Annotated in this window: 17 protein-coding genes and 1 pseudogene; 8 read left to right on the forward strand and 10 right to left on the reverse strand. The window is 58.8% G+C overall.

Annotated elements, in window-relative coordinates; translation table 11 throughout:
- Positions 1–140: 140 nt before the first annotated feature.
- Positions 141–1,964, forward strand: a complete 1,824-nt coding sequence (locus FHL07_RS01335) for an NAD(P)/FAD-dependent oxidoreductase (RefSeq protein ID WP_095023915.1) — start codon at positions 141–143, stop codon at positions 1,962–1,964.
- A gap of 273 nt (positions 1,965–2,237) precedes the next feature.
- Positions 2,238–4,409: an Hsp70 family protein gene (locus FHL07_RS01340; RefSeq protein WP_095019159.1), complete on the forward strand. Its 2,172-nt coding sequence runs from the start codon at positions 2,238–2,240 to the stop codon at positions 4,407–4,409.
- Between the two features lie 180 nt (positions 4,410–4,589).
- Here FHL07_RS01340 and FHL07_RS01345 read toward each other — a convergent pair whose 3' ends face one another.
- The 10 genes from FHL07_RS01345 to FHL07_RS01390 all read right to left on the reverse strand — a co-directional run bounded on the left by FHL07_RS01345 (position 4,590) and on the right by FHL07_RS01390 (position 15,065).
- Positions 4,590–4,955: a type II toxin-antitoxin system RelE/ParE family toxin gene (locus FHL07_RS01345; RefSeq protein WP_095019160.1), complete on the reverse strand. Its 366-nt coding sequence runs from the start codon at positions 4,953–4,955 to the stop codon at positions 4,590–4,592.
- Between the two features lie 17 nt (positions 4,956–4,972).
- A complete protein-coding gene (locus FHL07_RS01350) occupies positions 4,973–5,221 on the reverse strand; it encodes a prevent-host-death protein (protein ID WP_095019161.1) in 249 nt (82 codons plus the stop codon).
- Positions 5,222–5,502: 281 nt separating this feature from the next.
- Positions 5,503–5,868 carry a hypothetical protein gene (locus FHL07_RS01355; RefSeq protein ID WP_095019162.1) on the reverse strand — a complete coding sequence of 122 codons (366 nt, stop codon included), beginning with the start codon at positions 5,866–5,868 and terminating at the stop codon, positions 5,503–5,505.
- A 121-nt stretch (positions 5,869–5,989) separates the two neighbouring features.
- Positions 5,990–6,601, reverse strand: coding sequence for a dTMP kinase (locus FHL07_RS01360; RefSeq protein WP_095019163.1), 612 nt, complete (start codon positions 6,599–6,601; stop codon positions 5,990–5,992).
- A gap of 119 nt (positions 6,602–6,720) precedes the next feature.
- Positions 6,721–7,911, reverse strand: coding sequence for an MFS transporter (locus FHL07_RS01365; RefSeq protein ID WP_095000228.1), 1,191 nt, complete (start codon positions 7,909–7,911; stop codon positions 6,721–6,723).
- Positions 7,912–7,934: 23 nt separating this feature from the next.
- A complete protein-coding gene (locus FHL07_RS01370) occupies positions 7,935–8,972 on the reverse strand; it encodes a Rieske 2Fe-2S domain-containing protein (RefSeq protein WP_138737983.1) in 1,038 nt (345 codons plus the stop codon).
- Between the two features lie 101 nt (positions 8,973–9,073).
- The gene (locus FHL07_RS01375; RefSeq protein WP_095023913.1) at positions 9,074–10,315 is read right to left on the reverse strand and encodes a helix-turn-helix transcriptional regulator; all 1,242 of its coding nucleotides are present in this window, start codon (positions 10,313–10,315) and stop codon (positions 9,074–9,076) included.
- Positions 10,316–10,451: 136 nt separating this feature from the next.
- Complete coding sequence (locus FHL07_RS01380) at positions 10,452–12,314, reverse strand: long-chain-acyl-CoA synthetase (RefSeq protein WP_138737984.1); 1,863 nt, start codon at positions 12,312–12,314, stop codon at positions 10,452–10,454.
- Between the two features lie 32 nt (positions 12,315–12,346).
- Entirely contained in the window at positions 12,347–13,516 is a 1,170-nt protein-coding gene (locus FHL07_RS01385; RefSeq protein WP_138737985.1) for an acyl-CoA dehydrogenase family protein, read from the reverse strand.
- Between the two features lie 112 nt (positions 13,517–13,628).
- Complete coding sequence (locus FHL07_RS01390; RefSeq protein ID WP_095019932.1) at positions 13,629–15,065, reverse strand: coniferyl aldehyde dehydrogenase; 1,437 nt, start codon at positions 15,063–15,065, stop codon at positions 13,629–13,631.
- A gap of 241 nt (positions 15,066–15,306) precedes the next feature.
- On the opposite strand from FHL07_RS01390, the gene FHL07_RS01395 reads away from it, so the two are divergent.
- From FHL07_RS01395 to FHL07_RS01420, 6 genes and pseudogenes are all read left to right on the forward strand, one after another.
- On the forward strand, positions 15,307–16,854 hold the full coding sequence (locus tag FHL07_RS01395) for an efflux transporter outer membrane subunit (RefSeq protein ID WP_138737986.1): 1,548 nt from the start codon (positions 15,307–15,309) through the stop codon (positions 16,852–16,854).
- A gap of 89 nt (positions 16,855–16,943) precedes the next feature.
- Positions 16,944–18,055, forward strand: a pseudogene (locus FHL07_RS01400) (efflux RND transporter periplasmic adaptor subunit).
- 9 nt (positions 18,056–18,064) lie between these two features.
- A complete protein-coding gene (locus FHL07_RS01405) occupies positions 18,065–21,124 on the forward strand; it encodes an efflux RND transporter permease subunit (RefSeq protein WP_138737987.1) in 3,060 nt (1,019 codons plus the stop codon).
- 105 nt (positions 21,125–21,229) lie between these two features.
- Positions 21,230–22,615, forward strand: coding sequence for a GntP family permease (locus FHL07_RS01410; RefSeq protein ID WP_095000237.1), 1,386 nt, complete (start codon positions 21,230–21,232; stop codon positions 22,613–22,615).
- Between the two features lie 29 nt (positions 22,616–22,644).
- The gene (locus FHL07_RS01415; protein WP_138737988.1) at positions 22,645–24,282 is read left to right on the forward strand and encodes an AMP-binding protein; all 1,638 of its coding nucleotides are present in this window, start codon (positions 22,645–22,647) and stop codon (positions 24,280–24,282) included.
- Positions 24,279–24,725, forward strand: a complete 447-nt coding sequence (locus FHL07_RS01420) for a MaoC family dehydratase (protein ID WP_095023906.1) — start codon at positions 24,279–24,281, stop codon at positions 24,723–24,725. Before FHL07_RS01415 ends, FHL07_RS01420 begins: the two co-directional genes overlap by 4 nt.
- Positions 24,726–24,779: the final 54 nt, after the last annotated feature.

Raw genomic sequence — 24,779 nt, forward strand, 5'->3', positions numbered from 1 at the left:
TTCCAGAAACGTGACAGAGATCCGGATCAAGATCTGAGCCGTATTGCCGCAACGGCTCTGCAACGGGGTTTTGATAGAGATGGCCCGGGCCTTGCTCTGGGTAAGTTGTTACTAAAACAACAAGATCGGGAGAAGCCCCCATGAACATCGCTGTCGAAACCCCCCTGCACACGCCTACGGCTCAGCTTGCCGCTTGGATCGAGAGCCTCAACGAACGTCTCGCCCAGCGTGATCTGGACGGCACGCTGGCATTGTTTGCCAGCGAGTGTCACTGGCGCGACCTGCTGCTTTTCAGTTGGAACCTGGTGACCCTGGAAGGCAAACCTGCCATTCGCGACCTGCTTGAAACACGCCTCGACCAGACTCGCCCCGAGCGGTGGAAAGTGGAAGGTGAAGCGGCGCTGAATAACGGTGTGCTCGAAGGCTGGATCAGCCTGGAAACACAAGCGGCGCGAGGTAAAGGCTATGTGCGGCTGAAGGATGGTTTGTGCTGGACGCTGCTGACGGCCATGCGCGAGCTCAAAGGTTTTGAAGAACCCAGTGGTCGCCGTCGTCCGATGGGTGCCAGTCATGGTCACGCCCACGCTGACAAGCGTAACTGGCTGGAGCGCCGCCGCGATGAAGAAGCATCGCTGGGGATCACCACTCAACCCTATTGCCTGATCGTTGGCGGCGGTCAGGGGGGGTTGGGGCTCGCTGCGCGGCTCAAGCGAATGGGCGTGCCTACCCTGATCATCGACAAGGCTGACCGACCCGGCGATCAGTGGCGTGGTCGCTACAAGTCGCTGTGTCTGCACGACCCTGTCTGGTACGACCATATGCCTTACCTGCCCTTCCCCGATCATTGGCCGGTTTTCACCCCAAAAGACCAGATTGGCGACTGGCTGGAAATGTACAGCAAAGTCATGGAGCTCAATTACTGGCCGCGTACGGAATGCGTGAGCGCCAGCTTTGACGAGCAAAGTGGCACCTGGAAGGTTGAAGTACAGCGTGATGGCGAACCTGTGACGCTACTACCGACCCAGTTGATTCTCGCCACCGGCATGTCTGGCGTACCCAATGTGCCACGTTATCCGGGTGCCGAGGTTTTCAATGGCCAGCAGTATCATTCCAGCCGCCATCTCGGTGGCGACGCCTGGAGCGGCAAGCGCGCGGTGGTCATCGGTGCGAACAATTCGGCTCACGACATCTGCGCCGACCTGGTGGAGAACGGCGCCGAGGTGACTATGGTGCAGCGCTCCAGCACCCACATCGTGCGTTCCGACAGTCTGATGGAGCTGGTCTTCGGCGGGCTCTACTCGGAAGACGCCCTGGAGACGGGTTTGACCACGGACAAGGCCGACATGCTGTTCGCCTCGATCCCGTACAAGGTGATGCCAGGCTTTCATCAACCCATCTTTGCGGCGATCAAGGAGCGTGACAAGGACTTCTACGAGCGCCTGGCCAAGGCTGGTTTCATGCTCGATTTCGGTGACGATGAGTCTGGCCTTTTCATGAAGTATGTACGCCGTGGTTCGGGTTACTACATCGATGTCGGCGCCAGCGAACTGATCGCTAACGGCACGATCAAGCTCAAGAGCGCACCTGGCCTTGGTGTCGAATGTATCGAAGCCGATGCCGTCGTACTCAACGATGGCAGCCGCCTACCGGCAGATCTGATCGTCTACGCCACAGGCTATGGCTCAATGAATGGTTGGGCGGCAAAGCTGATTTCCCAGGAAGTAGCTGACAAAGTCGGGCGCTGCTGGGGCCTGGGTTCTGGCACCACGAATGATCCTGGCCCCTACGAGGGTGAGCTGCGCAACATGTGGAAGCCGACACAGCAGGAAAACCTCTGGTTCCACGGTGGCAACCTGCATCAGTCGCGGCATTATTCGCTGTATCTGGCGCTGCAGCTAAAAGCGCGCTTCGAAGGGATCAACACCTCCGTCTACGGCCTTGCAAAGAGTCACCACACTGGCTGATTCAAATGGCGCCCAGCCGTGGTTGGGCGCCTTTGCACAATTCCTAAGATAGATTTCGGACTAAGGGCCGCAGGTGTGTTCGCACGAAAGCGTTGTGTGCAGTCTCTGGTCATGATGACTATCCCCATGGCCTTGGCCCATATTCATACCGAAGCCTAAACGCTGCAAAAGCTTTGTCCTCGCTTCCTATGTTCAAGAAATCCGTCGTGCCGCCGACAACCTTTACCAACGCTGCATGGAGGCCATGCTGTGTCATACAAGGAGCATTACCCCATGCGACTCGGCGTCGATTTTGGTACCAGTTTTTGCAGCGCAGCGGTTTCCATCAACGGCACTATCGAGCACATCCGGTTTGGGCAGAGCTTGCAGTTTCGCACAGCAGTGTTCTTCCCGGACCGCCACGTGCCGGATTCGGACTTCGTCCTTACCGCAGAACACATTCGCAAAATCGACAACTCCGTAGCATTGGCGCGCAGCCTTTACAGCGAAGAATACGCGTTATATAGAGCCCGACTTTCAGAGATCGAAAGATCCCGAAAAGGACTCTTCAGTCAAACTGCCGAACAACTGGCGCAACGCCGGAAGTTGCTGACAAAGCCCAAGCAACACACAGACGATGAAGTCCGTCAGCGCACCTATGTCAATATCAAACGTGACTGGCGCGCCCAGCAAGACATCGCCACTTCGCAAGAACGCTTAAGCCTGCGCAAAGCCAACGGTCTATTCGGCGAGGAAGCGATCGACGCACTTTACAGTCAGGAACCAGGCAGAGTTGTTCAATCGCCAAAGTCGATGCTCGGGTTCAAGCTCGATCCTGAATCGGAAGATGTGGTCATTGGGTCGGTTACTGGAATCCTCAAGCATATTCGTTCGACTGCTAGCCGCCAGTTGGGACTTGAGATTACCGATGTGACCCTGGGACATCCTGTCCAGTTTCGTGGTGGGGCCGAGCAAAGTTCGGAGTACGCGCGGCAGGCTTTGAAGACCGCCGCGTTGAATGCGGGATTCACTGACATTCAATTCCTGGATGAGCCTTGCGCGGTTGCATATGGATACCGCTCTACAGAACCAGCACACGATGTGCTGATCATCGACATCGGGGGGGGTACCACTGATTTGGCCTATGCCAGAGTCGGTAGCGGGGTTCACGCACCAGTTATCCATCAGGCATGGGGTTGGGGTAAAGGCGGAACAGATATCGACCGAGCCTTGTCGATGTACGCGGCCATGCCCTTATTTGGCTGGCTGGATAATCCGGTCTTGCCTAAGCATGTGTATCGCAACGCTGCCAATGTCAGCGACTTGGGTGAACAAAGGAAGTTCATCAGGCACCCGTTGACCACGGTGGGGACGCCATTTCTTTCGCGGTTGAAAACACTGCAACAACCCGGCGTGACCGTAAAGGTCAATCATGATGTAGAGCAATTGAAAATTGCCCTTAGCGAAGTTGCCTTAACCGCGCAACCCCTGAGTTACATCGAATCTGGCTTGTTGATGGAGGCCTCACGTGAAGGCCTTGTAGTATGCACGGAACGCATGACGGATAGCTTGCGCGACTTCCTGGTGGAGGTCCGCAAACAACTTCCTGAGCAGTCACCTCGTATCTTGATGGCTGGTGGCACTTCGCGCGCACCGTATATCGTGCAGTGCGTGCGCGATGTATTCCCTGACTCTCAGATCACTCCTGGTGATGCCTCGTACGAGGTTGTAATCGGCTTGGCGCGGGCCGCTGAAGCCAGCCAGCCTTCTTGCCCAAAACCTAAGCCCAAAAACGAAGCAGCCATCGCAGCCGAGCGTAAGCACTTCATGGCCGGCATGGTCATTGCCGATCGAGTTGCGAAAACGTATGAGGCATCAGTAACTGCCTTTGAAGCGATGTACGCCGTTCAAAGACTACTGCTAAAAGGGACTACACCTGGACAATACCTGAAAGTGCTTAGTGCGCAGGTTTCTGAGGCAAAGTGGTTGAATGTGCAAGCAGGATGGCTGTGTCAGCATGCACAGTTCAGCGAGGAAGACTTTCTCAATGCGCTCATTCGCCGCGATCAAGGAGGTAAGCGGTTCAAGAACTATGCCCAGATCCCGTTTTTTCTACAAGAAGATGGCGATAATGATGAAGTCGATGAGGATTCGGACGAAGGCTTTCATATCTTCTGTGAGTTGCTTCGTGCAGAGTGCCGAGAGGCCTATGAGCAGATTAGGGAGCTTAGGGAAATCATGGATGATGAGCCAACTGGAGATGACATTTTCGACGCCATCGACTCATGGGCTGAAATGTCTGATGAAGACATCCAGTTGCGCAAAGAAGGGCAGGCACTGGCTAATAATCTCCGTGGAGGCTGGGAGGCGTGTCGTAAAAAAGGGTTGGCATTACTCTGCATGGCGAACCAATGGGGAGACAACGACCCTGATTGGGATCTGGCGATGCACATAATGGAGAGCTAGTGAATACTTCCCCTGCTCATCTGGTTGCTTCACCAGGATTTCTCAACGTGATCCCGTTTCACATGAGTTCGGTTTTACATTCATTTCTGGACGGTGTTTAAACTTTGGGTAGGAGTACGGATTATGTCGATAGATTTGTGCTGCGACCTGCAGTGATCATCATCTTTTTATATGGGTTGGTTACTCGGTGCGCAGTGGTAGCAGCAGACAGTTACGGATGAGCGCATCTTCGACACTCTGTTTCTCACCCAGTACCAAGTGAACGACAACAAGAAGTTCGCCTTCTATGATTTCGTAGAAAACCCGCAATCTATCGGTGTTAAGTTCATGGTAATGGAGAACGCCTAACTCGCTGGCTTGCGGACTGACTTTATAACCCTTCGGATTGCTTGCAAGCTTTTGCTCTACCCCGTCAAGCGAACAAATCATGCGTTTAAAAGCAGACTCTACCCCTTGATGGATAGCCAGATGTTCTATCTGGTCTTCAACACTTAGTTCAGCTGTGTGAGTGTAGATCACAGAGTAGCGGTCTGATAGCAGCGTCATGTACGGTTCTCATATTGTTATGTGTCAGCAAACCTCCTGCTCAAGCGTGCTTTTAGTTCATCAGTAGAACAGTGCTTGCCTTGGGCATGATCGCGGGAACTGATGGCGAGTAGTTTCACCAGCGCAATTGCTTCATCGCGGCGTTTACGCTCAGCGTAAGACTCCACTACGTAGGCTGGAATACCGTTTTGAGTGACAACCATTGGCTCATCAAGAGGCAGATCAGATGCGTATTTTTTTAAAAAACTGACTGTTTCGACTCGCATTTGCGAAATCTCCTTGCGCGTCCCATTTTTGGGGCAGCAAAAGCTCTGTTTCCGGGCCAGACCCCCTCCCGCGGCTGAAAATTGCCTTACCGTACGCTCATTCTATCTTGGGGGTGGTCTATAGCAAGTCTTTTTGTGGGCCTGTTGTCGAGATATAGTCCCATTTACGGCTGGCTAGAACACCAAAAACAGCCGATCCGTCATCCAGGGGACTGGATTATGAAGCTGCCCAGGCCCACAGTAGAGCTGCAGGAGTTGGGCTGCTCAAAGATTTAGATGGGTTACAACCCTAGGTCTTCGGTGAACAACTCGCCACGAAGTTGTAAGTCCAGATTACAGCCCGGGATAGACTTAGCTGCCCTGTAGACATCCTGATTATCGCTTCCCGACAGGTACATGTTTGCCAGCGTAAAGGTAGCATCTGCCTTCAGAAGCTTAGCCAGCCTTCTCAGTTCGTAATCGTGGGCAGATTCAATACCGTACCGCAGTGGAATCAATTTCTCGCGAATGGCTTTCCCGTTCAACGCGCTGCCCAGGCAGGCTTGCTCGAATTCATCGCCGAACTGGAGCGTTGCGTGGAGCGAACAGCGTTCTATCTCAGGCGAATCCAGCCAGCTTTCGATGAGGTTGGCAATCGTACTGTTCATGGCGCAGTTCATCTTTCAAATGTGCGGCCCGTAATTCTACCGTACAAAAGGAGCCAGTCCATCTGCACGCAACGGCTATCTAAACCCTGTCTACACCGGTGCCGAAAACTTCCTCTAAGGGCTATCGAAGCACTCTATGGATCTGCGAAATCACCTGCATCGTTGCGTCTTCGATGGTTCCTTCATTACGGCATAAAACCCAGCCGTGATCTGCAATCGCCCGCTCGAACGCCTGGGTACAGGCAACATGTTCTTCCAGCTTATGGATCACCGTACTGTTCAGCCCTCGCGAGCGGGCCGCTGCCCTCGCCCATGAAATATCAGGGTCGGTGACAACCCCGACATGCAGGTCCGGGACTTGCACGTTTCGATCAATGTTCAACTGCAGAATCTCTGCAAACGGGATTATCCGGCGAAATGCGGCATCAGAGGGGTACCAGCGATCAATCAGGATGATGCTGTCGGGTGGCTGCTTAGCCAATACGTGCCGGGATATCCAGGTACGGCTGTCAGCAAGGCGTTCACAAACCCGCAACTCTAATTCCCGGCCGGGATTTCTGACGAGTTTGTTGACGAGGGCCATTGTTTCACCTCGATAGGGATCGCTTTTTTTCTCGCAAAGCCGGATCACCTTTTTGTTGTCTGCCCTCAGAGCTTTGGTGACGGCCTCCAGCAGTGTGGTTTTTCCAGCGCCCTTGGGCCCATCCAGAGAAACAAACAGCGCACGGTTCATTCTTCACTTAACAATTGATTCATTGATGAGCACTCTAACCTGAATAGGTACCAACGGGCCTGAAAATTACAGGCTTACAGCCGCTGCAGCCAAAGCCGCCAACCAGCAATCATCGCGTTTCACACCGCCACCACCACCCGCTCGACCGCAACACCCTCCCCATCCAAGCGTCGGGCCAGCAAACAGGTGAACGCCAGTACCGGAATCACGGCACAGGCAGCGGCGATCCACAACAGCATCGTGTAACCCTGACCCACCAGTTGCCCGGCCAGTGCCGGCCCGGCCATGGAGCTCAAGGCAAACGCGCCGGGGATCAGCATGATCGAGCGGCCACTGCGGTCCAGCCGTGCAATTGCTGCTGTCTGATAAACGCAGCCCCAGGTGAAACCTACTTCCCAGATCCATGCGCCCGCGGCATACATCACAAAGCCTTCGGCATTGCCCAGCAACAACAGCCCGGTGCCCAGCACCAGCATGACGATGAGATGCGGCACGCGTACGCCCAGGCGGTCACCGACCGCGGCCAGAGTTAGTGCGGCGGCCCCCCCCAGCAGTTTCAATACGGCAAAAACGATACCCAGTTCGCCCGGTTGCAGTGCCAGGCCATGGCCCAGTCGCTCCAGGAAAGCCCACAGGCCGATTTGCCCGGCGCCGAACAGGAAGAAAAACCCCAGCGCGGCATAAGCCGCTGGCGGTAATTGAAAACGTGACAACACCGAACCATCCCGCGGTGGTGTGTCTCTTCCGATAAAGTCCTCGCGCCTGGGCAATGCCAGGGCACTGAGGCTCAGCAGCAGGATGATCGCTGCGAGCATTACTACGGCACCGGTGTAGTGGAAATACGCGATGACCAGCGAAGGCAGCGCGAATAACACGGCTGCCACCAACCCCAATTCAATGCCCAGGCGCAAGCCCAGGGCGCGCTCTTTGTTGGCCATTTCGCCCATGATACGCATGCCCAGGCAGGTCATGAGTGCGGCAAAAAAGCCAATCAGCGCCCACAACGGCAACTGCGCCGTGGCGGGCAGCCATGACGTCATCCAGTACGCTGCAGCCGCGCCAGTGGCGCAGCCCAGCGTCAGCCAGCGCCAGTTCAAACGGTCGATCAGCACGACGGCCATCAGGGTGCCCAGCAGGTAGCCGGCAAAACAAACAGCACCCAGCAGGCCGACCCGTTCGACACTGAAGCCCAGGCTGTCAACCATCGAGCCAAGCAGGATCGGCAAGGTATTGAACGGCAAGCCGCCAATGGTCGAGGCGAAGCTGGCGGCCAGCATGATCGCCATTGTCTTGCGGCCACTCATGTTCATTGCGCGTTCCTGCCCGGAGTTGATCAGCGATGGTCGACGGTGATGATTTCACTGCGCCCGGCAGTCGATGCCGGCACGCTGTCTTCGTCCATAAAGAACTGGGCGTACCAGTCGCGCAGTTGATAGACCGGACCATCACCTTCAGCCAGCACCGGTTTGTCGACCCGGATCTTGTGTTGCCAGATCACCACGTCCTGATAGAAAGCATCGCGATTACGCAGCACATAATCCTGGGCCAGCGCCCTGCTCTGCTCTTCGCTCCAGCCCGGGATCTTTTTCACCATGCAACCAAAACGCAGCTCGAAACTGTTGGCGTCGATCGGGACGTGGCAGTTGAGCAGGATCGAGTGAATTTCCATGCCCTCGAACACTGCGCGCATGCGGGTAAAATGCGTCGCCGGGCCGTGATAGGCAGACTCGGCAACCAGGTCCCCGCCCAGCCGGTCCGAGTCGCCGTGGAAAATCTGCTGGGCAATATGGCCTTCGAAAATATTCGCGAAGTACTTGGTCGGCGTGCCATGCACCGGGCCGAAGTGCTGGGCGTCCGCGAGGTTGTCGACCAGTTCCCGGGGGTTGGTCTCAATGACCAGTTTGTCCATGTGCCAGTCATGCAGCCATTCATCGCTGTCCTGCTCCGGCAAATGCGGGATCACCACATTGTCTGCCGGGGCCTTGCCCTCAGGGTTGTTCCACACGAACAGCAGGTTGTTTTCTTCACAGGTCAACCAGCGGCGGGTTTTGGCCTTGGGCGGGATGCGCTTGCAATATGGAATCTCGACGCACTTGCCACTGGCGTCGTATTGCCAATGGTGAAAGGGGCACACAACCCGGTCGTTTTCCAGGGTGCCTTGTGACAGGTCGGCGCCCATGTGCGGGCAATGGGCATCGATCACGCTGATCTCGCCACTGGCCGTGGCAAACGCCAGCAAGCGTGTGCCGAAAATATTCAGTGTATGGAGCTGGCCATCACGGTAGTCGGCCGCATCACCCAGGCAATGCCAGCCCCGGCCAAAGCGAGGTGCCAGAATACTGTCAACGTTGATTGCTGCGAGTTTGGTCATTGTTATTGTCCTCGTGTGAAAATCCCCGGTCCTATGCCCGCTGGATTTTCACCGAACCCGCTGCCGTCCTCATCCTCCGCATGGACTAACAATGCCTGCTTTCAGGCACTGTTTTGCGTCAATCCGGTTTTTTTTCTGCTGGCCTTGGCGCCGGGCAATAACGCCAGCCCTGGCTTACCCAGGGCAACCACACTGTTGAGGATGATGCGCACCAGTTCAGTCTGGCGGCGCACACCGGTCTTCGAGAAAATCGAGCGCAGGTGTGCCCTTGCAGTATTACGACGCACATTCAACGCCTCGGCAGCTTCTTCCAGGGACAGGCCATTGGCCAGTTCCATCGCCAGGGCGGTTTCAGCCCGGGTCAGGTTGAACAGCTGCTTGGTCAGGGTTTCGCTGGCCATGGACCGTCCTGCAGCGTCGCGGATGTATACCACCACCCCTGGGGTGCCTTTGCCCTCGGCCCAGTCCTGAGTCGCAATGGCCTCGACCACCACCCCCAGGTTGATCTGCCCCGAGGGCCTGGAGACTGACATGGCTTCAGCCTGCGTGCCTTCCTGCACATTGCCGGTGTCACGGGTAAAGGCGTTGCGGACCAGGCGCTGCAGTTCGCGATTGTCGCTGGGGTAAGTCGCCTCAAGGTGTCCGCCAACCAGTTTGAGGCCGTCTGCCTGCTCCAGCAGTTCGCTGGCCATCGGGTTCAGGCTCAGGACCTTGCCCTGTTGATCCAGCACAATGGTGGCCACCGACAGGCGACTGATCGCCTGCGAGTACAGCTCGGTCATCGACTCGCTGCGGTCGATCAGGTTGTGCACATGCATGGCACGGCGCAAATGCGGTATGAACATGCCACACAGGCTGCGTTCACTGGCACTGAAGTTGGGCGCGGACTTTGGCCGGGTAATGCGAAAGCGCAGCTTGCCGCCATCAGGCGTGGAAATATCGGCAGCCATGATGTGGTAGGTGTCGTGCACGGTGCCATAGGTCTTGAAGTAAGCCGAGCGTGTCCACTGCTCCTCACTCATCAGGTCGTCGACAGTGAATACCCGGTCCATTGGCGGGTTGTTGAATGGCGTGAGCGCTTGTGGGTATGCCCAGTAACTCACCTCGCCTTCGCGCTCAATGTCACCCACTACGATCATCAGGCCCAGGTCAGGCTGCTCGGGGACGCGCAAGATCAGGATGACATAGTTGGCCTGGTACAGATTGCGCACATGGCGCAGCGTCTTGGCCATCAGCCTGGGCTCCAGCGAGCCGTCGTAAAACTCGCCGATAAGGCTGTCATACTCGGTCAGGTTCAAGCCCATGTCTGCCAGGGTCTGAACACTCAAGCCGCTATTATCCATCGCCCTCTCCTCACGGGACACCGCCTGGGCCCTGCCCGTTGTTATTGTTATGTCGTGCCTGACTGAGGTTTACCGACAGTCGCTGTAAACGGTACGCGGGGCATCGTGCAGAAGACCTGCCCCGCAGGCCGACCGGTCACTGGCTGGTGTCCCCGACAAAGGCTGCCAGGCCAATGCGCTCCAGCACCTGTGCGCTGTACGGCACATAGCTGCGGCTGCTGTCATCACGGATAAACAGCGGATCGCTGAATGCTGCAGGGGCATAGCCCTGACGTTGCAGGTCGACCTTGCGCAACTTGAAGGTACTGGTCAGGTCAGCCGCTGCCGATACCCGTACGAATACCGGGGCGGCGTAACGCGGCAAGCGCGTTTCGGTCAATGCATAGAACGCCTGTGGGTCGAAGCTGCGGCCCGGCTGCATCAACACCGCCGCCATCCCGGCGCGGCCCTCCTGCCCGGGGACTTGCACGCCATAAATGTTGATCAGCTCAAGGCCTTCGAAGTCGCCCAGCGCAGCCGCCACCTCAAGGGTGGAAACGTTTTCACTTTTCCAGCGGAAAGTGTCGCCAATGCGGTCGATAAAATACAGGTAGCCGTCCTTGTCAAAACGCAGCAGGTCACCTGAACTCCAGTAGGCATCGCCCTGGCTGAACACATTGCGACGAATCTTGCTGGCAGTCGCCTCGGCTGAGGTATAACCCTCGAAACGCCCGCCGCCGATGTCGGGATGGTTGATGATAAAACCCAGGGCCTCTCCCACCTCGCCCGCCTCGCACAGCTGGTAGAAGCCATTTTCGTCCCGTGGGTGGCTGTCGGTTTCAACGTCATAGCGCACCAGGCGCAAGTTGCTCTTTTCCCAGTACGGCACACGGCCGCAAGCCCCCAGATAATTGTCGACATTGACCACATTGGTGTTGGACTCGGTGGAGCCCCAGCCTTCAAACACGTGGATCGGCCCGAAACGGCGCAGCCAGTTCTGCCAGCTTTCGCGGGTCAACCCGGCGCCGAGCATGCAGCGCAGACCGTGGTCACGTTCACCGGCCACCTCGGGCTGGTTGAGCAGATAGCGGCAGATTTCACCGATGTACTGGAACACGCTCACATGATGCTTGCGCACATCATTCCAGAACTCACGGACACTGAATTTGCGCCGTACCACAATGGCTGCACCGGTTTTCAGCGCGGTGGACGTCACTGACGTGGCGGCTGCACCGTGATACAGCGGCAAGCAGCAGTAAAACACGTCATGGGCAGTGGTTTGCAGGGTGATTTCCATGATGTCACCGGTCGACATCCAGCGCATATGGCTATAACGCGCCGCTTTCGGCAGGCCGGTGGTGCCCGAGGTAAAGATCAGCAGGCACGGGCTCTCGGCTCTCAGGTCGGCGCGCACATCACGAGGGAATGGCATGGCGGGGGCTGCGGCCAGTGCTTGAGCCAGTCCGGTATCGACCTGTGACGGCATGGCCCCGGTCCATGGCTGCTCGGTATCCGCTACCAGCCATAAGGGCAGCGGTGGCAAGCCTTGAGTGGCAAGCACATTGCCCAGCACCTCTTCGCCGACCAGCATGGCCTTGGCATCGATCGCCTGCAGCGCGTGCACCAGTGGCCGGCCGCTGACCTGGGTATTGACGAAACCCGCCACCACGCCGAGCTTGGCCAGGGCGAACCAGCAACAGAAAAACTCCGGGCGGTTCTCCATCGCCAGGGCGCAGACATCACCCGGACGCAGGCCGCGGGCATACAGGACATGGGCCAAACGGTCGGCGCGGGCATTGATCAGGGCGAAACTGAGACGCTGTTCGCCATAAATGATAAAGGGCCGTTCGCCGTGACGCTGCGCCTGCTCTTCGAGGCGATCGGCAAGGGTGTAGCGATCGGCCGGTTTGATCCGGGCACTGGCGGCGGCCCGCAAATCGAGAATTGCCTGCGTCTGCTCCCGTGGCACAACTGCCCGTTCGGCACTGGACAGCAGGGTTGCGTTGTTGAAATCGTTCATCCTTATCTCCGATATTGGGGCCACTGCGTAACTCAGCGTTGTGTGCGCGGCATGCCCAGGCCGAACTGGGCAATCAGCTCGCGCTGGATCTCATTGGTGCCACCGCCAAAGGTCAGGTTGACCGATGCCCGCACCTCATATTCCAGCTCGCCAAGCAGATAAGCCGCTGCCGAACCGGCCCGGGTCAGGCCACTGGCACCCAGGATGGCTGACAGCTTGCGCAGGATCTCGATCGCCGACTCCGAGCCGTAGACCTTGGTGGTCGAGGCCAGTGCGACGTCCACACGGTCGCGTTCAAGGTCGGCGGCAATCCGGAAATTGATCAGGCGCATGGCTTCAAGCCGGGCATAACACTCGGCCAGATCGCGCTTGACCCAGGCCACATCAGTGGCGCGGTGGCCCTGCTCATCGGCGCAACGTGCCCACAGATAGACGCGGTTGAACAGGCTGACCACTTTGTCGGACCAGGCCCCCAGGCCCAGGCGTTCGTGGTTGAGCTGAGCCGTGATCAGTTTCCAGCCGCCATGCAGCTCACCCACCAGCATGTTGCGTGGCACCCGCACATTGTCGTAATAGGTGGCCGCCGTAGGGTTGCCGGAGGTCGGGATCAGGGTGCTGGAAAACCCCTGGGCACGGGTGTCGAGAATCAGGATCGAAATGCCCTTGTGACGCGCCTGCTCGGGGTCGGTACGGGCCGCCAGCCAGATGAAGTCGGCCGCATCGGCGCCCGAGGTCCAGAGCTTGCTGCCATTGACCACAAAACCGTTGGCATCTTCACGGGCGGTGGTTTTCAATACCGCCAGATCGCTGCCAGCACTGGCTTCGGAGTAACCGATGGCGAAGTTGATGTCCCCGGCGGCGATCCCTGGCAGGAATTTATCCTTTTGCAACGCCGAGCCGTGGGCCATCAGCGCCGGGCCAACGGTACTGATGGTCACGAATGGCAGTGGCGCGCCGGCGATATTGGCTTCTTCAAAGAAAATCAATTGCTCGGTCGGGCCATAACCCTGCCCGCCATAGGCCTTGGGCCAGCCTACCGCCAGCCAGCCATCGCGACCGATTTGCGCGATGGTGCGGCGAAACAGCTCGCCACCTTCGGTACCGCGCATCTGCTGGCGCAGCTCGGGGGTCATCAGGTTCTGGAAATAGTCCCGGACCTTGAGTCGCAATGCATGCTGTTCAGGGGTGAGATCGACAAACATGGGGACGCGCCTCCAGACTGTTAGAAAACGTGCTTGTGTGCGGCTCACTCTAAGGCTGTCTGCGCCCCGCCGCTTCGTCTGTATGGACGAACAAAACAACCGTCTGCCAGGATCAATCCCGAGTGATCTGCGCCAGCATTGCCGCCTCGAAATGCTCGCTATAAGGCGGCAGCAAGCCCCATTCGCCGCGCGGGTCGTGGTCGGGAGCCTTGAGTACGGTGCGCAGGTGGCTGAACTCAAGGAACCCTTCACGGCCGTGGTAATGGCCCATGCCCGAGCCGCCGATACCGCCGAACGGAGCATCATGCAGGGCGGCATGCATCATCACGTCATTGAGGGTGACGCCACCGGACAAGGTGTGCTCCAGCACATGACGCTGTTCAAGGGCATCGTTGCCAAAGTAGTAGAGGGCCAGTGGCCGTGGTCGGTCATTGATATGCGCAATCACCTGGTCGACCTCGTCGTAGGGCAGCACGACCATGGCCGGGCCGAAGATCTCTTCGTGCATGATCAGGCTGTCTTGAGGCGGGTCGATAACCAGTTGCAACGGACGCCGACGGTTTTGCATATCGACCGCTTGCGCATAGGGCAGGCTTATCACCCGGGCACCGGCTTGACGGGCCTGGTCAACCAGATTTTCCACCCGGGCCAGATGTTGTGGGTTGACCACGGCAACTACATCCGGGTTGTCGCTTACCTCGGGGATGAACCCGCGGTAAGCGCCAGCAAAGGCATTGATAAACGCCTCAAGCTGCTCACGGGCAACGTAGACCAGGTCCGGGTTGATGCAGACCTGACCGCTGTTGGTGGTCTTGGACAGAGCAATGCGAAAGGCCGCCGTGGCCAGATCCGCGCTGCGGGCAACGATCACTGGCGATTTACCGCCCAGTTCCAGTGTCACCGGCACCAGATTTTGCGCTGCATTACCCATCACCGAGCGGGCCACGGCGGTACTGCCGGTAAACACCAGGTGATCAAAGGGTTGCGCAGTAAAAGCCTGGGCCAGGTCGGCGCCGCCGGTGACCACCCCCACTTCCAGCGGGTCGAACAGTTCGGCAAACAGCCTGGCAACCAGCGCGGCAGTGCGCGGTACCACCTCCGAGGGCTTGAGGATCGCCCGGTTACCTGCCGCCAGCGCCGAAGCCAGCGGGCTGAGCAGTGTGTACAGCGGCGCGTTCCAGGTCCCCAGAATGCCCACGGTGCCCTTGGGCTGGTACATCACCCATGCCTGGGCACCGAGCTGATCATAGGGGCTGAAGACCTGTCGCGGTTCATCCTGCATCCAGCTTTCGAGGTGGTCCCGGGCGTGCTTGAGCGAGCCCAGTGCCCCCAGCACATCGTTCATCAATGAGAACCCCCGGGGGCGACCGCCAAAGTCGGCATCCATCGCCTCGGCCAGCGCCAGGTGGTGGTCCACCAGTATGTCGATTACCCGCTGGATTCGCGCCCGGCGCTGCGCAGCGCTGACTGCGCCCTGAGCGTTGAACGCGGCTTTCTGCTCAAGCAACAGGGCTGCCAGACCATCAGCGCAAGAAATTGCACAACTCATTGATGCCTCCTCAACTGAACAAGGGCCCGCACAACACCCTGAGCGAAAGCTAGCCCGATCCTGCGTGCAAGCGCCTCGTCCAAGTGGACGAGTAAGTCAGAGTGGCCCCGTAACCTGTACACCCCGCCAAGGGCGAAGGTTTCCTCTGGTTGCGGTTGTCCCGCGCTTGGATTAACGTTCAGTCCAACTGCCAACGTGACTTGAATCCCGTCACTACCTGCCCTTTCAGGAGGGCTGTCGGATGCAACGGTGCTTGCCGCTGAGTCTGCTGTTCATTGCCCTCGCAGGTTGTACCCTGGGGCCTGACTTTGTTCGTCCCGAAGTCGCTGCGGATGCCGGTTACTCCACGCACAACCTTACGACCACCGCCCGGTCCGATATCGACGCTGGCGGCGCTGCGCAACGCCTGATTGCCGGCATGGATATACCCGGGCAATGGTGGACATTGTTCCGCTCGCCGGAATTGAACGCTCTGGTGGAAGAGGCCTTGCGCGCCAACCCGGATATCAGCGCCGCGCAAGCAGCATTGCGCCAGGCCAATGAGCAGGTGTATGTCGATCAGGCTTCCTTGTTTCCCGCCCTGAGCGGCAATTTGTCGAAAACCCGCCAGAAAGTCTCCGGGACCACAGCCGGTACGGCGTCGTCGCCGATTCTCACACTCAGCTCCGCGTCACTGAGCGTGTCCTATGCGCCGGATGTCTTCGGCGGTACGCGCCGGCAGATCGAGTCGTCCACGGCGCAAGCCGAGTACCAGCGTTTTCAGCTTGAGGCCACCTACCTCACGCTATCCACCAATGTGGTCAATACCGCCGTCAGCTTGGCGTCCCTGCGCGATCAGATTGCGGCGACCGGGCAAATCATCCAGCTACAGAGCGAGCAGCTCGACCTGCTGCAGGCGCAGCGGCGCCTCGGTGCCATTGCCGATACCGATGTATTGACCCAGCAAACTGCCCTGGCGCAAACCCGCGCTACTCTGGCGCCCTTGCAAAAGCAGTTGGCGCAAACCCGGAACCAGTTGATGGCCTACCTGGGCAGGCTCCCCAATCAGGACAAGGGCGAGCGTTTCAACCTGGCGTCCCTGCATCTGCCGCAAGAATTGCCAGTGAGTCTGCCCTCGGCAATCGTCGAACAGCGTCCGGATGTGCGCTCCGCTCAGGCGCAACTGCATGAGGCCAGTGCCAATATTGGCGTGGCGGTGGCCAATCAGTTGCCACAGTTCAGCATTACCGGTTCATTGGGTTCCACGGTAGCCAGCGGCAGCACGCTGTTTTCCGCAGGCTCGGGTGTATGGAGCCTGGCCGGGGCAATTGCCCAACCGCTGTTCGATGCTGGTGCGCTTGAACACCGAAAACGGGCGGCGGTTGCGGCATATGACCAGTCGGCGGCGCAGTACCGCGGTACGGTGCTTGCCGCATTCCAGGATGTGGCCAACGTGCTCAGGGCGCTGGAGGCCGATGCCGAGGCGCTCAAGCAGCAAGTGGCTGCGGAGCAGTCCGCCCAGGCCAGCCTTGCCCTGGTGCAGGCGCAGTACCGCCTGGGAGCGGTGGCTTATATCAACCTGCTCACGGCGCAGCAAACCTACCAGAACACCGTGCTCAGCCGGGTCCAGGCCCAGGCCGTGCGCTACAGCGATACCGCAGCGCTGTTCCAGGCTCTGGGCGGCGGCTGGTGGAACCGCAGCGACCCTGACCCCCAGGGCCGCCCTGACCGATTCGGCTTGCCGACCTGGCAAGAACTCATGCCGAGTCACAACAAGACCGCGCCCGCCAAACCCACGCGGCTCGACTGAATACCATTGAAACAGCGAGAACAACCATGGCTGACGTCAACAACGACTCACTCGCGCAACCCACTGCAAGGCGCAGGCTGTGGCGGCCGATGCTTATCATGATCGGGGTGGTGCTGGTGATTGTCGCGATCATCGCCGGGGTCAAGTTCGCGCAGATCTCAGCCATGATTGCCCAGGCAAAGCAGCCCTTGCCCGCCGCCGTCGTCACCGCCATGCAAGTACCGTTCGACGACTGGCAGCCGACGGTGACCGCCGTGGGCTCGATAAAAGCCGTGCGCGGGGTCGATGTGACCACCGAAGCGGGCGGCATTGTGCGCAGCATCGGTTTTACACCGGGCCAGGAAGTGGCAGCACAGGCGCTGCTGGTTCAATTGAATGCTGATTCGGACATCGCCCTGCTCCATTCGCTGGAAGCCACGGCGGACCTGGCTGCCATCGTCCTCAAGCGTGACCGCGCACAACTGGCGGTCAACGCCGTGTCCCAGGCGCAAGTGGACACCGACAACGCAGACCTCAAAGCCAAACTGGCCGCCGCAGAACAGCAGCGGGCGCTGGTGGCGCAAAAAACCATTCGTGCGCCCTTTGCCGGGCGTATAGGCATTACCGCTGTCAACCCCGGGCAATACCTCAACCCCGGTGACAAAATCGCCACGTTGCAAACCTTCGACCCCATCTATATCGACTTCAACGTGCCCCAGACCCAACTGGAAGCCATTGCCGTCGGCCAAAAAGTATCGGTGACCGCCGACGGCCTCTCCAACCAGACATTCACGGGGCGCGTCAGCACCATAGACACCCGCTTCGACCCGACCACGCGTAACGTCACGGTCGAAGCCAGCGTTGCCAACCCCGGGAAGAACCTGGTGCCCGGCATGTTTGCCCGCGCAGTTGTCGACTCGGGGGCGGTGCTGCGCTACCTGACCGTGCCACAGACAGCCGTCACCTATAACCCCTACGGCACCACCGTTTTTATCGCGCTGTCGAGCAAGAACGACAAGGGTGAAGACGTTCTCACGGCACAACAGACCTTTATCAAGACCGGACCGACCCGTGGCGATCAGGTCGCCATCCTGTCGGTGTGAAGGAAGGCGACCTGTTGATCACCAGTGGTCAGATGAAACTCAAAAATGGCTCGCCGGTGCAGATCGACAACAGTGCTGCGCCGCTCAACGATGCGGCGCCAACGCCTCAAGAACATTAAAGGTGACCCATGAAGCTCACCGATACCTTTATCCAGCGCCCGGTCTGGGCCGTAGTGGTTTCGCTGTTTATCCTGATCCTGGGGCTACGTTCGATCTTCGAATTGCCGGTCAACCAATGGCCGCGAACCGAAAATGCGGTGGTCACTATTACCACCGCCTACTACGGCGCCGATGCAGCCACAGTTGCCGGGTTTATCACCCAGCCACTGGAGTCGGCAATCGCCCAGGCCCAGGGCATCGATTATCTGTCTTCGTCGAGTATTACCGGGGTCTCGACCATTACCGCCACGCTGCGGCTGAACTTCGACGCCAGCAAGGCCCTGACCGAGATCAACACCCAGGTCAACTCGGTCAAGAACCAGCTACCGGCCCAGGCCCAGGAACCGGTGCTGTCGGTTGCGGTGGGGCAAACCACGGATGCCATGTACCTGGGGTTCTACAGCGACACCCTGCCCACCAATAACATCACCGATTATCTGGTGCGGGTGGTCAAACCCAAGCTCGACTCGATCCAGGGCGTGCAAACCGCAGAAATCCTCGGTGGGCGCCAGTTCGCCCTGCGTGCCTGGCTGGACCCGGACAAACTGGCGGCCCATAACGTCACCGCCCAGGACGTAGTCGCGGCGCTGGCCAACAACAACTACCTGTCTGCCGTGGGTTCAACCCGCGGGCAAATGGTCACGGTAGACCTGACGGCCGGAACCGACTTGCACACGGTGGATGAATTCAAGCGGCTGGTGATCAAGAACAACGACGATGCCCTGGTGTACCTGGAAGATGTCGCCACTGTGACCCTGGGTGCAGAAAGCTACGACAGCAGCGTGGCGTTTTCCGGCAAACGTTCGGTGTTTGTCGGTATCAAAGCCGCGCCCAATGCCAATATCCTCAGCGTTGCCAGCAGCGTGCGCGACGCCTTCCCCGAACTGCAAGCGCAATTGCCTGCAGGCGTGCGCGGCGAAATCGTTTATGACTCCACAGCGTTCATCAATACTTCGATTGTCGAGGTGGTCAAGACCCTGGTGGAAGCAATGGTCATAGTGTCGGTGGTCATCTACCTGTTCCTCGGCTCATTCCGCGCGGTGATAGTGCCACTGGTGGCGATACCGCTGTCGCTGGTCGGCACCTTCTTTGTCATGTATCTGCTGGGTTACTCGATCAACCTGCTGACCTTGCTTGCATTGGTTCTGGCCATTGGTCTGGTGGTGGACGACGCGATTATCGTGGTGGAAAACGTCGACCGGCATATCAAGGAACAAGGCAAAAGTGTATTTGAAGCCGCGTTGATGGCGGCGCGTGAACTGGGCGGCCCGATCATCGCGATGACGGTGGTGCTGATTGCCGCCTATGTGCCGATCGGGCTGCGCAGCGGCTTGACGGGGGCACTGTTCAAGGAGTTCTGTTTTTCCCTGGCCGGTGCGGTAACCGTATCGGCAGTGGTGGCCTTGACGCTGTCACCGATGATGACCTCCCGGCTATTGCAACCCGGGCAGGATGAAGGTCGCTTCGCGCGCCGGCTCGATCAGTGTTTTGACTGGCTGCGCGGGCGTTACCATCGCGTTTTGTCAGCCGGTCTGGATATCTGGCCGGTGCTGGTGACCTTTGGCTTTGTCCTGTTTGTACTGGTCGCCGCCAGTGGCATGACCGCCAAAAGCGAACTGTCACCGACCGAAGACCAAGGGCTGGTGTTCATGATGATCAAAGGCCCGCCCACAGCTGCACCGCAACAGATGGAGCGCATTGCCGACCAGGCGTTTCAGATCGCCAGCAAGGAGCCTGAATACGCGCAGATGTTCCAGCTGACCGGGCTGCCCGCCCTCAATCAGGGCCTGGGCGGGGTCTTGCTCAAGCCCTGGAGCGAGCGCACACGCTCCCAGGCCGAGCTGATCTTCGATCTTCAGCAAAAATGGAACCAGGTGCCGGGGGCCACCGTCGCTGCCTTCCCATTGCCTTCGTTACCGGGCGCCCAGGGATTGCCGGTGCAGTTTGTGATCACCACCACCGACTCGGTAGAAAACCTCAATGAAGTGGCTCAGGCCGTGATGGCCGAAGCCCAGAAGCAACAGCTGTTCTGGTTTGCCGACATGGACCTGAAACTGGACAAACCGCAGGCCAGACTGGTGGTCGACCGGGAAAAAATTGCCGCACTGGGCATGACCCAGGCAGATGTCGGCGCAGCCCTGTCAGCTGCATTGGGTGGCAACTACGTCAATTACTTCTCGACCGCCGGGCGCTCATACAAAGTCATCCCGCAAGTACTGCAGGTTGACCGGCTCAACCCCGAGCAGATTCTCGATTACTACATCCGTACGCCCGCCGGTGTGATGATCCCGGCGCGCACGGTGGCGCATATCGAGACCTCGACACAACCCGAGTCGATCAATCACTTCCAGCAGTTGAACTCGGCGACCCTCTCGGGCGTCAGCGGTGTGGCCCAGGGCGAGTTGCTGGCCAGGCTCAACACTATCCTGAGCGACATTGCGCCCTCGGGTTACACCTCGGACTTTTCCGGCGAGTCGCGTCAGTTCATGCAAGAGTCCGGCGGCTTTGTCGGCTTGCTGCTGTTCTCGATATTAATCGTCTACCTGGCCCTGGCCTTCCAGTTCGAAAGCTTCCGCGATCCGGTGGTCATTCTGTTCTCGGTGCCGCCGGCACTGTTTGGTGCGCTGGCCTTTATTACCATGGGCTTTGCTTCGATCAATGTGTACACCCAGGTGGGCCTGGTGACGCTGCTGGGGCTGATCACCAAGCACGGGATCCTGATCGTGCAATTTGCCAATGAACTGCAACGCGCAGGCCGCAGCAAGCGTGAGGCCATTGAGGAAGCCGCCGGCGTGCGTCTGCGGCCGATCCTGATGACCACGGCCGCGATGGTACTGGGCGTGGTGCCGCTGGTCTGGGCTTCCGGTGCCGGGGCTGCAGGGCGCCATGACATGGGGCTGGTGATCTTCGCCGGGCTGTCTATCGGCACCCTGCTGACGCTGTTCATGGTGCCGGCGATGTATATGTTTATCGGTTCCAGCCATCACCTCCAGGCTGCACGACCCTCGACAGATCCGCGCGGCGGATGAATACAGGGGGCAAGGTTGACAGGGTCGCATACGTGCTCTAGGTTGACGCAAACGTAAACGTAAGCACAAAAACAAGCCAAAACAATAATTATAAGAGAGCCACCCATGAGCACGATGGCGATACTGATATCCCTTCTGTTGTTGATGTTTTTCGCCTACCGGGGCGTGACGGTTTTGATCCTGGCGCCGTTGATGGCCGCGCTGGCCGTTCTTCTCAGCGGGGCAGCCGCAGATATCATGCCCACCTTTACCCAGCTGTTCATGAAGGAGCTGGGGCTCTATGTGATCAAGTTTTTCCCCCTGTTCATACTCGGTGCCCTGTTCGGCAAGCTGGTCGCCGACTCCGGAGCAGCGCATACCATCGCTGACTGGTTTATGCGCAAACTCGGCCATCGCCATGCAATTCTCACCGTAGTGCTGGCCTGTGCGCTGTTGACCTACGGTGGCGTATCGCTGTTTGTGGTGGCCTTTGCCGTATACCCGATCGGGGCGGCAATTTTTCGTGAGTCCGGCACGCCAAAACGCTATATGCCAGCGGCCATCGCGCTGGGGGCCTTTACCTTCACCATGACCGCGCTGCCTGGCGCACCGTCGATACAGAACTCGATTCCCACGGCTTATCTGGGCACCACCACCTTCGCCGCCCCGGGCCTGGGCATCATCGCGTCGATCGTCATGCTGTGGATGGGCAGCTGGATGCTGCAATCGCGAGCCCGCAAGGCCATGGCCAAGGGTGAAGGCTACGGCCCCCATGACGACGAAATAGCGTCGAATGCCAGCATAAAAAAACCCGGACTACTCGTAGCCCTGCTGCCGATAATCGTGGTGATCGGCCTGAACGCGGCATTCAGCTACTGGATCCTGCCTGCCCTGGACCTCAGCGTTTTGCGTGAAGAGCGCTTTGGCAATATCGACCCGGTGAGCGTCATAGGGCTGTGGTCCGTGCTGTTGGCCCTGATGTGCGCAATCGTATTTGTGATCCTGCTCAACTGGCGCCGCTGGGACAACCTGACGGTCACCCTCAACAAGGGCACCATCGGCGCCCTGCTGCCGATCTTCAACACAGCTTCGGAAGTGGCCTATGGCGCGGTGATCGCCGGTATGGCCGGATTTGCGCTGATCAAGGACACCATCCTCAATGTCTCGCCGGAGCATCCGCTGATTTCGGCCGTGCTCAGCATGAACGTGCTGGCAGGCATTACCGGCTCCTCGTCCGGAGGCCTGAGCATCGCCTTCCGCACCCTGGGCGCGGACTATCTGCGCATGATCGAAGCCGCGGGCATCAGCCCCGACCTGTTTCACCGGGTCGCTACCATTGCTGCCGGCGGCCTGGACACCCTGCCCCACTCGGGCGCGGTGATCACCTTACTGGCAATTTGTAACCTTACGCACCGCCAGTCCTACCCGCAAATTTTCATGATGACGACCGTTGTGCCCATGACCGCCTTGCTGGTGGTCATGGTGCTGGGTTCAACGTTCGGCAGCTTCTGACCATGGCGCATAACAACAAGGACTCGACCATGAACACGGCACCTCTCTCTCCCAGCGACCCGCAACGGGATGCTTCGCAGCGTTTCAATATTGCCCGGGCTTGCTGTGACCGCTGGGCTGACGACCCCGAACGCATTGCGATCATCCAGAAAAATGCCGATGGCACGGTTCAATACCACAGCTTTTTGACCTTGCAACAACAGGCCAACCGCCTGGCCAACAGTTTGCGCACACAAGGTATCAACGCAGGTGACAGGGTCGGGATCATGCTCCCTCAAGGCCTGGAGGCCGGCACCGCTCATATCGCGCTGTACAAGCTGGGCGCCATTGCGGTTCCGCTGTTCAAGCTGTTCGGTGCGGACGCCATCGAACATCGCGCTTCGAACTGTTCAATGCGTGCGCTGATCACCGACGCCAGCGGCCTGCAGAAGATCGACGGAATTCGTGCCGGCCTTGCCCACTTACAGCTGTGCTACGTTATCGATGCACCCGCGCATCGTAATGACGTGCTTGATTACCATGAGCAACTGCAGTGCCACAGTGACCAGTTCGAGACCCTCGATACGGCGGCCGAGGATCCGGCACTGATCATCTACACCTCCGGCACCACCGGCCATCCTAAAGGCGCTTTGCATGCCCATCGCGTGTTGCTCGGGCATTTGCCCGGCGTGCGCAGTTCACACGACGACTTCCCCCAGCCCGGTGACCGGATGTGGACCCCGGCAGACTGGGCATGGATTGGCGGGTTGCTCGATGTGCTGCTACCTGCCTGGTATCACGGCGTGCCGGTGGTGGCCCACCGCGCTGACAAGTTTGTGCCTGAAGACGTATTTGCCCTGATTGAAGCATTGCAGATTAAAAATGTCTTCTTCCCGCCCACCGCCCTCAAGCTGTTACGCCCTGTCGAAAACCCGCAACAGCGCTGGCATCTCGCGCTGCGGTCGGTTGCCAGTGGTGGCGAGTCACTGGGTGATGAACTGTTGGCCTGGGGCGACCAGGCGCTGGGTGTGCGCATCAATGAATTTTATGGCCAGACCGAATGCAATCTGGTGGTGTCCTCCTGCGCCAGCCAGGGGATCTACCGCCCCCATGCCATTGGCCGCGCGGTCGAGGGGTTTGACGTGGCCATCGTCGACGACTATGGCGTGCCCGTGCCCACAGGTGGTTCAGGGCATATTGCCGTGGCCACGCCCAACGGCAGCCAGATGCTGCGCTATTGGGAAAACAGCCAGGCCACTGCCGAGAAATACCTCAACGGCTGGCTGGTGACGGGCGACAAGGGCTCGATGGATGAGGATGGCTATATCTTCTTCCTTGGACGCAACGATGACGTCATCACCAGCGCAGGCTATCGCATCGGACCGACCCCCATCGAAGACTGCCTGATCAAGCATCCGGCGGTGAAAATGGCGGCGGCTATCGGCAAGAAAGATCCGATTCGTACCGAGGTGGTCAAGGCGTTTGTCGTCCTCAACCACGGCTACGCCGCCAGCGACAACACCATACGCGAGCTGCAGGCGCATGTTCGCGCACAACTGGCGGCCCATGAGTACCCCCGTGAAATTGAATTCCTCGACGAGCTGCCTATGACCACGACGGGCAAAATCATTCGCAAGGCCCTGCGCGAACTGGAAGAACAACGTACTGCGATGGAGCTGCAAGCATGAATTTTCTAGGAAAGGCTTTCGACGAAATTACCCGGGGCGAAACGTTTGGCCAGTCGCTGACCATCGATGCGTCACACATCAGCCGTGCCTGCGGCATGTTTGGTGACTTCAACCCGTTGCACAGCGATGCCCAATTTTGTGCCAGCAGCCGTTTCGGTCGACCGATCCTGCATGGGCCAATGACCAGCGCCTTCATGTCTGCTTCCATCGGCATGTACTTCTACGGCACCGCCGTGGCCTACCTTGAGCATAACTGCCGGTTTATCGCTCCGGTGTTTGCAGGCGACACCCTGAGTGTCGAATGGACCATTACCGAAACCCTCGACAAACCCCGCAGCAATGGCGGTATTGCGGTACTCAGCGGCTATTGCAGCAACCAGCGCGGCGAGCAGATTGCCGAGGCCAGCGGCAAGATTTTGCTCAGCAATCGGACGCCGGTTTAGACCTTTTCCAACAGCCCGGCTGGCTGTGAACATTGCCCGCCACGACAAGTCGGC

Source organism: Pseudomonas sp. FSL W7-0098 (assembly GCF_005930585.1).
Classification (GTDB): Bacteria; Pseudomonadota; Gammaproteobacteria; order Pseudomonadales; family Pseudomonadaceae; genus Aquipseudomonas; species Aquipseudomonas bubulae.

Excerpts from the sequence above, each read along its gene's own strand:
- FHL07_RS01335 (WP_095023915.1), top strand. The coding sequence starts at position 141 with ATGAACATCGCTGTCGAAACCCCCCTGCACACGCCTACGGCTCAGCTT.
- FHL07_RS01340 (WP_095019159.1), top strand. The coding sequence starts at position 2,238 with ATGCGACTCGGCGTCGATTTTGGTACCAGTTTTTGCAGCGCAGCGGTT.
- FHL07_RS01345 (WP_095019160.1), bottom strand. The coding sequence starts at position 4,955 with ATGACGCTGCTATCAGACCGCTACTCTGTGATCTACACTCACACAGCT.
- FHL07_RS01350 (WP_095019161.1), bottom strand. The coding sequence starts at position 5,221 with ATGCGAGTCGAAACAGTCAGTTTTTTAAAAAAATACGCATCTGATCTG.
- FHL07_RS01355 (WP_095019162.1), bottom strand. The coding sequence starts at position 5,868 with ATGAACAGTACGATTGCCAACCTCATCGAAAGCTGGCTGGATTCGCCT.
- FHL07_RS01360 (WP_095019163.1), bottom strand. The coding sequence starts at position 6,601 with ATGAACCGTGCGCTGTTTGTTTCTCTGGATGGGCCCAAGGGCGCTGGA.
- FHL07_RS01365 (WP_095000228.1), bottom strand. The coding sequence starts at position 7,911 with ATGAACATGAGTGGCCGCAAGACAATGGCGATCATGCTGGCCGCCAGC.
- FHL07_RS01370 (WP_138737983.1), bottom strand. The coding sequence starts at position 8,972 with ATGACCAAACTCGCAGCAATCAACGTTGACAGTATTCTGGCACCTCGC.
- FHL07_RS01375 (WP_095023913.1), bottom strand. The coding sequence starts at position 10,315 with ATGGATAATAGCGGCTTGAGTGTTCAGACCCTGGCAGACATGGGCTTG.
- FHL07_RS01380 (WP_138737984.1), bottom strand. The coding sequence starts at position 12,314 with ATGAACGATTTCAACAACGCAACCCTGCTGTCCAGTGCCGAACGGGCA.
- FHL07_RS01385 (WP_138737985.1), bottom strand. The coding sequence starts at position 13,516 with ATGTTTGTCGATCTCACCCCTGAACAGCATGCATTGCGACTCAAGGTC.
- FHL07_RS01390 (WP_095019932.1), bottom strand. The coding sequence starts at position 15,065 with ATGAGTTGTGCAATTTCTTGCGCTGATGGTCTGGCAGCCCTGTTGCTT.
- FHL07_RS01395 (WP_138737986.1), top strand. The coding sequence starts at position 15,307 with ATGCAACGGTGCTTGCCGCTGAGTCTGCTGTTCATTGCCCTCGCAGGT.
- FHL07_RS01405 (WP_138737987.1), top strand. The coding sequence starts at position 18,065 with ATGAAGCTCACCGATACCTTTATCCAGCGCCCGGTCTGGGCCGTAGTG.
- FHL07_RS01410 (WP_095000237.1), top strand. The coding sequence starts at position 21,230 with ATGAGCACGATGGCGATACTGATATCCCTTCTGTTGTTGATGTTTTTC.
- FHL07_RS01415 (WP_138737988.1), top strand. The coding sequence starts at position 22,645 with ATGAACACGGCACCTCTCTCTCCCAGCGACCCGCAACGGGATGCTTCG.
- FHL07_RS01420 (WP_095023906.1), top strand. The coding sequence starts at position 24,279 with ATGAATTTTCTAGGAAAGGCTTTCGACGAAATTACCCGGGGCGAAACG.